The following is a 10058-nucleotide window of genomic DNA, read 5'->3' as shown; positions in this document are numbered from 1 at the left end:
GGTGTAGGTGAAAGATCCGTTGCTGTTGAGCGTCACGGACCCGTTCGACGGATTCGCGACCTTGATCGCGGTGAGCGTGTCGCCGTCGGCATCAGTGTCGTTGCCGAGCACGCCGGGCGCGACCACGACCTTCGCGGTGTCTTCGGCGGTGGTGTAGGAATCGGCTGTGGCCACCGGAGCGGTATTGGGCGGGCCGGTCGGCTGACGCCAGGTGATCCCATCGCTCGTGAGGAGCACGGTCCCCGACGCACCGACCGCCCAACCGGTGGTCGTGCCTGGGATGAACTCGACGTCGTACAGCGGGTACGGGTTGCCACCGGTGATCGTGCACGCGGTCCAGTTGGCGCCGCCGTCGGTGGTCCGGATGATGGTGCCGTCGCCGCTGACGGCCCAGGCCTGGGTGGCGGAACTCATGTCAACGGCGTTCAGCACCGCCGTCCCCGGCAGTGTGGTCGCCGACGTCCAGGCGGTGCCGCCGTCAGTTGTGAAGTACGCCCTCCGGTTGCCGCCCACGAGCTGGCCCACGGTGATACCCGCCGTGGCGCTACCGAACGAGATGCCCTCGAAACGCAGGTCGGTGGTGCCGAAGGACACCTTCGTGTAGTTGATGCCACCGTCGGTGGACTTGAAGAGCGGGTACTTCGACGGATTGGCGCCGTCGAGCGTCCAGTAGTCGATGCCCGAGGCCCAGATCGTCGTTCCCACGTACTCGACATCCAGGAGCTCGCCTCGGCCGACGTCGTAGTACTGATCGACGATAAGATAGCGGTGCGGCTTGGTCTCGGTGAGGGGGCTTCCCCAGTAGCGCAGGTTCCCCGAAGTCCCCATGGAGGTCCCGCCGGTCCACGTGCCGTCAAATGGCGCATCGTCTCCTGCCGCGGTCATGGCCGTCATACCGCCCCAGAGACAGGCGACGTCATTGTGCGTCCTGGTGGCGGGGTTGACGAGGCCGCCGTCCATGGTGGGATAGGGGTTGAAGTCAACGTTCGTCCACGTATCGCCACCGTCAGTCGTGGAGGCGACCTTGCCATAGTGGTCCACCGCCACGCCCGTGCTCGCGCTCCAGAAGTCGATTCCGCGGAAGGTGTACGCATCAGCTGCGCGGACCTGCGTCCAGGACTCGCCGCCGTCGGTCGTCTTGACGATGACGCCGTTGTCGGCCGCTGCGAAGCCCGTGGTCGCGCTCACGAAGGCGACCGAGCGCAGGGCGCCGGTGGTGACGCCCGCCGAGATGACTGCGTCAGCGGCGAGCGGAGCCGCCTCGGCCGAAAGGGCCGGTGCAGCGAGCGGGACCACGGCTACAAGAAGCGCCAAAAGGGTCGCGAAAGCGATGTGGTGTCTCAGTTGCGCTAGCACAGGTACCTCAATCTTCCGTGATGCCGGTCACGTGTCTAGCTGCGAGAGCGCATCCTCGACTATAGCAGCTTCCGATGCCTCTCGCCGCGGCCACAGCGCCACCGCTGAGCCGACAAGACCCAGCACTGCAAGCAGCGCGCCGAAAGCCTGCATCGGCGACAAAAGGAGAGGAATCTCATCCAGATCGAGCGCGTCCTCTTCGGCGGGCCACCCCACCGCCCACACCTGCACGCGGGCGTTCGCGGTGTCGGCGACGAACAGCTGACTGGTCTTTTCGTCGTACACGACATCGTTCGGATAGGCGAGCTCTCCGGCCGAGGTCCCCGGCTCGCCGTAGCGCGTCACCTCGGCTCCTTCGGCATCGAGCAGCACGATTGCGCTCGCGAGCGCGTCCACGACCGCAACGTACGTCTGCGGCTCCTCGCCGCCGGTGAGGAAGGTGAGCCCGCGCGAGATGCCGTTCAGCCGGATGAAGCGCCGGAACGCACCGTCCCGGCCGAAGACGAGCACGCGCCGATTGTTGCTGTCGCTCACCCAGATCTCATCATCTGAGAACGCGACGCTGTTCGGGAAGTCGAGGGAGACTGCGACGTTGCCCGGCGTGTCTGTGGCCTCCGAGCTGCCGAGGGCGAAGGTGACCCTGCCCTGGCGGTCCATCACGAGCATGCGATGGCGGCCCGAGCTGTCGGTCACGGCAACGGCGCCTTTGCTGTCGACCGCCACCCCCAGCGGCTGCCACGCCTCGGTCGATTCGACGGACGGGACGAGGTCGTCCAGCCGCTCGCCGTCCGAGGAGAACCGGAGCACCGCGCCGAGTTGGCGGTCTGCGACAAGGACCGTGGACGTCGCCACGTCGCACGCGATGTAGGCGGGAACCGCCAGCACACCGCGCCCGATCTCGCCGACGTCCCTGCCGCCGGTCGAGAACACACGCACGACGGATGCACCCGAATCCGAGACGTACAGCTGCCCGTCGCCCACCGCGAGCCCGACCGGTCGAATGAGATCTGCATCGCCCGTATCGGGGAGCGACCGCACGTACGTGAGCGTCGGCGTGTCGTCGCGGGTGGTGGGCGCCGTGGGCACGGGAATCGGCGGCCCGGGGGCGAACGCGACGAGCAGCGCGCCAGCGAGGACCGTCAGCGCCGACGCGACGAGCGTCAGGCGCCGTGGCCGATCAAGTCGGGAGAGCCCACGCATCAAAGGCTACTTCGCGATGCTTTCGACGACTGCGAAGGCCGCATCGATGAGATCGGCACCGGACGAGCCGGTGGCGTGCAGCTCGACGATGATGGTGAGCGATCCGTCTACGAAGACCGCAGCGGCGAACTGACCCCGCGCGCCCGCCACGACCGTCTTGCCGCCGATCGTCTTGGAGGTGGCGCCCTCCGGATAGTCGCCCGCGATCACTGCCTGCTGCGCATTGGCCGCATCCGCGTTCACCCGCTGCTCGACCTCGATCACCAGTTGGTCGGCGGCACCGCTGCCGGGGATGTAGATCCTGCTGAGCGACGCGGCATCCGCGAGGATACCCTGCGCGGTGTATCCATCGATCACGTCCGGCACGTATTTCACGAGACTCACAACGGGGCCGGTCGGCTCCTCGGTGCCGGTGTCGCCAGGTGTGGTGGTCTCACCGGTCGAATCGTCCCCGGCGTCGACAGCGGGCGTCTGCCCGGCGTCTATCGCGTCGAGCTGCTCCTTGGCCTTGCGGTAGGTGGGATCCGTTGCGAGCACCGTAGCGAGCCGCTCGCGTGCCGTGGTGAGGTCGCCTGCGGCGATCGCCATCTGCGCCTCGTCGTAGAGCGTTCCGATCGCACCGTGCGTGTCGCACGTGATGACCTTCGTGGTCACGCCGTACTGGTCGACCTCATCTTCGGGGACTTCGATCTCCTCGGTGTTGTCCTCGATGATCTCGCCTGCGGTGCAGATGACGATCTCCCCGGTCGTGATGGTCACCTTCCGCTTGCATCCGCCCAGGGTCACCGCGAGGGCCAGCACGAGCGCAAGCGTCAGCAGCGTGGTGAGTGTCTTCTTCACGGTGCGATCACCTCTCGATCATCACGGGAAGCGTTCCCCGAATCAGGCAAGGACGTCGGTCTGTACCGGGACAACGTTACCGCCACAGCGAGCAGCGCGCCACCGAGCGCAACGATAGAGAGCACCGACGGTCCGCCGGCAAAGTCGATGCGCGCGAACTCGGAGCCGTAGTCGACCTGCACATCCGATGGGATGAACGATGTCAGAGTCCGCAGCGGCGTGTCCGCCACGAACGGCCATGCGGCGACCGCGGCAACGCTTGCGAGCGCCTGGTAGAGGCCGTGGCGCGGTGCCGACGGCTTCCGCACGATCCCCAGCGCGCCGCACGCGACTCCCAGTGCGATCCACGTGCCCGCCACCTCAAGGCCGTACAGATCGAACGACGCCTCGAACCTGGTCCCGTCGGCACGCGTCGCGCTCACTGCCGCAGTCGTTCCGGGCAGCGTAAAGCTCACGATGGCCGCGCCGAGTGCCAGGACCGCGAGCGCGCCGGGGACCCAGGCCCCGATACGACGCCGCTCCGGGACGCCGGTCGCGTAGCCGGGAGCCTCACGCCCCAGCACGATGCCGGCCACGACCACGACCGTGGCGGCGAGGATCGGACCTACGAGCAGCGGGTTAGGGCCTCTGGAGCCGAAGACGCGCTCGAGCAGGAGCAAGAGGCTCATCGCGCTCGGCACGAGAAGGTATGCGCCGGCGATGGACATCGCCGAACGCGAGCGGAGCACGAGCAGCGTGCCCGTGGTCAGGAAGCCGACGGCGATGCCGTAAGCCCACAGGCCGGGGAGCGTGAAGTCGTCGGCAGTCAGGGCCCCGGAGAGCAGCGCGGGTAGCGCGATCGCGAGGGCACCGACGACGCCACCGAGTCCGGCGCGCAGCGCTGCAGGGCCGAGCGTGCCGCGTCTGGATGCGCTCAGAAGCGCGAGGATCAGGACGACCCACAACACGCCGGCGACGAGCATCCACGTCTCTTCCCGCGGGAACCGCACGAACGGCGAGAACGAACTTGGCCGCTCCCAGTTGGCGAGGACGGCCGCGGAACCGGCGAGGGCGAGCAGTGCTCCGCCGATCCGACGCACGCGGTCGGGGGATGCCAGCGAGACTGCCACCACGAGCATGGCACCCCAGGTCACCACCGAGAAGAAGGCGACCTCGCTGCCGGGCGGCGCATCGGTGTACCGATTGGCCATCACGAGCCACGGCGCGACCGCGAACCCGCCCGCACCCGCAAGCACCTGCGGCAACCACTCGCGCACGCCACTGGCGCGCTCGCGCGGGAGCCCGACGCCAAGCACGATGCCGAGGAACGATCCGAACGACGCCACCAACGCAAGCGCCGCGGGCGACGAGTACTGATGGGCTTGCGTGCCGAAGACGCTCACCGCAAGTGCCGCGAGTAGCACCATGAGCGCGCCTGCCGGCCGAAGTACCCGGCCAGCCAACAACGGGCGCTTCTCCCCGGTCGGGGCAGCCGCCTCATCAACCGAAGGAGAAGGGCCGGGACGAACCCGGCCCTTCCCTTCGCGCGTGTCGTCTCTAGCAGACGTCACGAACACCTCTTACTTGTTGTGACAGGCCTGGCAGGTGCCACGGTTGTCGAGACGCAGGAGTGCGTTGCCGTAATCCGGCGGGACCGCACCCACGGTGACAACGGTGGTGCCATCAATCGTCACGGTCTTGGTGCCGGTGTCAGGCTGCGGATTCGTGGAGTCGGCCACACTGGCGTAGCCACTCATCGTTGCGCCAGAACCGTGTGCCACGTGGCACGACAGGCAGTCCACCCAGTCGGTACTGGTCTCAGCCAGCACGACCGAACCGTCGGCGAATCCCTCCGCATGATCGTGCGCAAGCGGTACACCGTCGGTGCTGTCGTACAGGAGCGGGCTGCTACCCTGGAACGTGCTCAGCGCGACGTTCGTGGGGTGGCGGTGACGCATCGTGAGGCCGAAGCCATCGTTGGCGTCATAGACCTCGGACTGATAGGTGCCGGGGCCGGTACTCGACATGGACAACGCGTAGTCCATGTCACCCGCGGTGTTCATCTGCGTGTGGCACGCCGCGCACCAACCACTGATACCCTTGGTTGGATCAGGCTGTCCCGTGACCGTGTTCACCGGCGCCTTCGCGTAGCGCGGATCGGTGAAGTCCGGGAAGTAGGTGGTGTACGCCGTCATGCGAGCGGGACCCTTGGGCCAGCCGCCAGCCGGATAGCCCTGCTCCGTGGAGATGACGTATGGAGTGGGGTTGTCCGCGAGGTCGTAGCCACCAACAGCGACGCTCAAAGGCGTGCCATCTGCCGGATTGATGCCGGCGACGAAGTCCTTGAGCAGACGATAGTTGGACGAACCGTGGGTGTCGTGGCAGGTCGTGCAGGAAATGATGACCTTCTCGCCACCCATCGTGATGATGCCATCGCGGCCATCGTTGCCGGCGCCCCATGCGACCCACGTGGACCCGCCCGGGTAGTGCTGGGTCGGGAACATCGCGAGGTCGAAGCCACCGCCGTTCAGCGGCTCAAGGTCGTCGTTGAACACCTCGTCACTGCCGAGGTCACCGTCACGCGACTGGAACACGCCGTCGTAGACGTTGGTGTCGGCGCCAACAGCTGCCGAACCGTGACACGTGTAGCAGAACTCCTCGTCCGACTCGGCGGTGGAGATGAGCAGCGCGCTACGCGTGTCGCCTCCGCCGTCGGTCCACGTGATGGGGCTCGATGCGGTGTGAGCGCGGTGACATCCGGCGCATGCGTCGGTGTCCATCGCATAGCCGCCGTGGACAGTATCAAAGGCCATTGCAGCAGCTGGCACCATCAGCACGACGACCATCGTCGCGAGGGCTGCGAAGATCAATGCACGCTTCCTCATCGTCATCACACCTCCCCCATCGACTCGTCGGCCAACTGCTGCCGGCGCGCGATAAGCGCGAGCAGACCAGCACCGAGGGCTACCGGCACGAGTGCCGCCTTCGCGAACGGGCTTGAGAGCACGCTGGAAACGAGCGGCGTCACATGGTCCTCAACGAACGGGTCAGCCTTTGGAGCGATGACCAGATTCTTCTTGCTTGCCCAGAATACGCTACCGTCGCCCTGCGCGGAAACATAGCCATTGGCGGGCACGAGGTACGCCAGCACGTTTTCACGCGTGTCGAACTTCATCGCCTTGGCCGGGCAGGTATAGACGCAGCTCGGCTCGTGATCGAGCTCGACCTGAGCCGCTGGCTCCGGTAGGGCCGCCCTATTGGGCAGGTTGTTGTAGTTCGACGGCAGGGGGTTGCCATACTTGGCAACTGCACCTGAGACTGCCGCAACATTGCCGGCACGCCCGTAACACATCGTGCACTTCCATGCCTTCGTGAGATCAGCGTACGCCGCCTGGTCGCTCCCCTTGCCGATCTTGGGGTAGCCACCGCGACCGCAGTCGATCTGGCACTGGCCTATGCACTGAACGCCGTCGTCGTTGAACTGGTTTGGCTTGCAGAGCGTCGGGTCGATGAAGACCGCGCCTGATGCCGCGTCCTTCTGAATCGCCTTGAACGGGCAGTGCTGGATGCACGGCGGGTTCTCGCAGTGCCAGCAGCTGAACCGCATGAACGGACCCATGTCGACGCGCTTCTGCGACTTGATGATCACGCGCTGGTCAGGGGCAGTCTTGTGGATGCCCGGATTCAGCGCCTTCATCTGCCATGTGCGCTTACAGCTGATGACACAGCCGTTGCAGCGCATGCACTTGTCCACGTCTTGGAGGATCGCCATAACAGTCATCGTTCACCACCCCCTTCCTATATCTTCACGATGTTGCAGAGACAGGCCTTCGATTCAGGGATGGTGGTGTTCGCATCTCCTGAGTCGATACACAGGTCGTTCGCACGGCTGCCCTTGGACAGACCCTGGTCACCCCAGTGCCACGGAATGGCCACGACGCCAGGTGCAACACGCTGGTTGCCCTGCGTGCCGGCGCCAACGCGCGCCACAAAGCCCTTGGCCCAGCCAATCTCCGGGTACGCCGTGTCATGCGCAGTCAGGCCCATACTGTCACCACGAGCAGTGATGACATTGACCTGGTCGCCATCCGAGATGCCCATGGCCAGGGCGTCGATCGAGTTGATCTCGACCCACGGCTCGGGCTCGGCTTCGACGTTCCACGGGTTGTTGCGGGTGATCGGGCCACCCTGGAAGTGCTCGACGCAGCGGATGCTGGTGAGCACGAACGGGAATCCGCTTGCGGGCACGTCGCGCCCTGCCACCTGGGTGTCCGACGGCACGCAGTTCCACTGCGCGAACGCCGCGGCGCCCGCCAGGTTCGGCGTGTTGCCGGTGGTGTTGCGACCCCACGTTGCGGCCAGGTCGGCACGCGGCGTCTCGTACGGCTCCGTGTGGGCCGGGAAGCGGCCGGGGAGCACGTGCACGGTGCCGATGCCGGCATCCGGCTTGTCCGCCATACGGTGGATCGTACGGTACCAGCGCGAGTAGTTGAGCGTGCTGGCGTTTGTGGACACGAACAGCCGCGCGGCCGAGTCCGGACCCATGTAGAAGTCCGTAATGTCGCCGGGAACGTCCCCGTTGTTGTAGAGGACCCGACGGTTGACGAGCCACGAGTAACCCCAACCCGGGTAGGCGAGAGTACCGTTGCCGTCGGTGTTGTTGCGGCTCTTCGACCGGTTCTTGGTCTGCCAGTTGCCCTGCGCTGTTCCGGCGGGCACAGGCGGCACGGCGGTGGGAATAGCCACTGCAGCGGTGTGCCTGTTCGTCGTCAGGTCGATGCTATACGCGCCGGTGTACAGCCACGAGGTGCCGTATGAGGGCGTGTTCAGCTCGCGGTACACCAGCTCAGCAACCCACTCCGAACCGTACACGGTTGTGGAGGACGGACCCGGATCGACGCCACCGGCGGCGACCGTCGGGCCATGCCAGATCTCGGCGGTACCCTCGAGGTCCTCAAAGTCATCGACACCTGCCGTCGGCGTCCAACCGTAGCGCGTGCCATAAAGATCGGCGTACGCCTTCGTTGCTGCGGTCCATCCCTTGGCATTCCAGACGGCGACGATGTGTGAGAACGCGTCATGGTCGTCAAGCGACTTAGCGAACCTCAGCATGAGTTCGATGTCCGACTTGCTCTTGCCCTTGGGCAGGGCGGCCCGCTCGCGCCACTGGAGCACGCGGCCGGAGTTGCTGACCGAGCCGGCTTCCTCAACATGCGCGCAGGCCGGTATGAGGTAGGTCACTCCACCGGGGCGACGGCTGACAGCTGCGGTCTCCGTGTTGAACATGTCGACCACGACGAGCGTGTCCAGGTTGTAGAATCCCTTGCGGATCGCTTCCTGGTTCGGCTCGGTCACGGCCGGGTTCTGACCCCAGATCAGCATTGCCTTGATGCGCGCCGAATCACCGTCTGCGCGACCTGCATTCCGGAACATGGTGATGTGATTCTGGCCGTTGACCTTGGGCCAGAGGTCCCACAGCGAGTCCATGTTGGCACGATGCGCAGGCAACGGCACGCCGGTGCTGGCGGGTACCCAGCCCTCGTGGACGGCAGTCGCGCCCTGGTAGTAATCGGCGAAGAAGTTGCGGGTCATGTTGTAGAAGCCGCGCTGCTGCAGAGCCATCGTCGAGGTGTTGTACGCGTCGTCGTATGACCCGTTCATCAGCGTCTTGGCCGCGCTGCCTGAAAGCGGTGTGCCCCACAGGCTGTCCATGTACTTGCCGAACGCCTGCGAATCCGCAGAGGTCATCGTGCTCGGGTTGCCCGAGTAGAACGGGATCAGGTGCTGGAGCAGGCCCATGTCCGTGGAACCCTGGACGTTGTGGATACCGCGCAGCGCGTTGATGCCGCCACCCGCACGACCCATGTTGCCCATGAGGCTCTGGAAGACCGCGAAGCCCTTCACGTTCTGGGAACCGCAGGTGTGCTGCGTGATGCCCATCGCGTACAGGATCGTGGTGCACTTGTAGCCGACTTCCCGGGGATTCTGCCGACCCAGCGCACCACCGATGGTGCTGCAGCGGCTGTTGTCGATCAGCGCGTTCACGAGGAACGTGATGTCGTCCTCGGTCACACCGCAGATGTCGGCGACGACGGTCGGCGTGTACGGCGCAACGTGCGCCTTGAGGCGGTTGTAGACCGTGTTCGTGTCCGCGACCACCGATGTGGCCTTCTGCGGGAAGTTCGAAATGGTCGTGCTGTCGGGACCGGCAGCCGTGGGAAGACCGGTGGACGCGAGGACCTTGTCGCGGACGTAGTCGGAACCGTCGGGCAGTACGAGGAAGCGAGCATCCGTGTACTTCGAGTTCCCCGGCACCGGCGTGCCACTCGTGCTAGCGGTCGTCGCAGTGCCGTCCGTGAAGAACGTCCCGTCCCCCGTCTGGTTCAGGAACGCGAAGAACTGGACGCGCTGCGGGTCGGCAACGTCGCGGCCTTCCATCTCCTCGATGATCCCGCGGACGACACCGTTCATGAGAGCGATGTCGGTACCCGGACGCTGCCGGATGAACCGGTCCGCCTGAACAGCGGTGCGGGTCTTGCGGGGATCGACGACGACGAGTGTCGCGCCGTTGTCACGCGCGCGGTTGACGTGTGCCATGCTCGCCGGGTGGTTCTCCGACGGGTTGGCGCCCCAGACCAGGACCATCGACGCGTTGCCGATGTCGGTCCAGTTGTTGGTCATCG

At 65.9% G+C, this 10058-nt stretch carries 7 protein-coding genes; all 7 read right to left on the bottom strand.

The window, feature by feature from the left end:
• Positions 1 to 1314: Ig-like domain-containing protein (locus Q7W51_11630; GenBank protein MDO8849025.1), on the bottom strand; the 1314-nt coding region annotated here is incomplete at its 3' end.
• A gap of 69 nt (positions 1315 to 1383) precedes the next feature.
• On the bottom strand, positions 1384 to 2556 hold the full coding sequence (locus Q7W51_11625) for a hypothetical protein (GenBank protein MDO8849024.1): 1173 nt from the start codon (positions 2554 to 2556) through the stop codon (positions 1384 to 1386).
• A 6-nt stretch (positions 2557 to 2562) separates the two neighbouring features.
• A complete protein-coding gene (locus Q7W51_11620; protein ID MDO8849023.1) occupies positions 2563 to 3396 on the bottom strand; it encodes a hypothetical protein in 834 nt (277 codons plus the stop codon).
• On the bottom strand, positions 3393 to 4838 hold the full coding sequence (locus Q7W51_11615) for a hypothetical protein (protein ID MDO8849022.1): 1446 nt from the start codon (positions 4836 to 4838) through the stop codon (positions 3393 to 3395). The genes Q7W51_11620 and Q7W51_11615 overlap by 4 nt, the downstream gene beginning before the upstream one ends.
• Before the next feature lie 117 nt (positions 4839 to 4955).
• Positions 4956 to 6266, bottom strand: coding sequence for a hypothetical protein (locus Q7W51_11610; protein ID MDO8849021.1), 1311 nt, complete (start codon positions 6264 to 6266; stop codon positions 4956 to 4958).
• A complete protein-coding gene (locus tag Q7W51_11605) occupies positions 6266 to 7156 on the bottom strand; it encodes a hypothetical protein (GenBank protein ID MDO8849020.1) in 891 nt (296 codons plus the stop codon). The genes Q7W51_11610 and Q7W51_11605 overlap by 1 nt, the downstream gene beginning before the upstream one ends.
• 17 nt (positions 7157 to 7173) lie before the next feature.
• A complete protein-coding gene (locus tag Q7W51_11600; GenBank protein MDO8849019.1) occupies positions 7174 to 10056 on the bottom strand; it encodes a molybdopterin-dependent oxidoreductase in 2883 nt (960 codons plus the stop codon).
• Positions 10057 to 10058 lie beyond the last annotated feature (2 nt).

Source organism: Coriobacteriia bacterium, assembly GCA_030652115.1.
In the GTDB taxonomy this organism is placed as follows: domain Bacteria; phylum Actinomycetota; class Coriobacteriia; order Anaerosomatales; family Anaerosomataceae; genus UBA6100.
This window is presented reverse-complemented; position numbering and strand designations above follow the sequence as displayed.

Coding starts and splice junctions, on each gene's coding strand:
- Q7W51_11625 (MDO8849024.1), bottom strand. CDS start 2,556: ATGCGTGGGCTCTCCCGACTTGATCGGCCACGGCGCCTGACGCTCGTC.
- Q7W51_11610 (MDO8849021.1), bottom strand. CDS start 6,266: ATGACGATGAGGAAGCGTGCATTGATCTTCGCAGCCCTCGCGACGATG.
- Q7W51_11605 (MDO8849020.1), bottom strand. CDS start 7,156: ATGACTGTTATGGCGATCCTCCAAGACGTGGACAAGTGCATGCGCTGC.
- Q7W51_11600 (MDO8849019.1), bottom strand. CDS start 10,056: ATGACCAACAACTGGACCGACATCGGCAACGCGTCGATGGTCCTGGTC.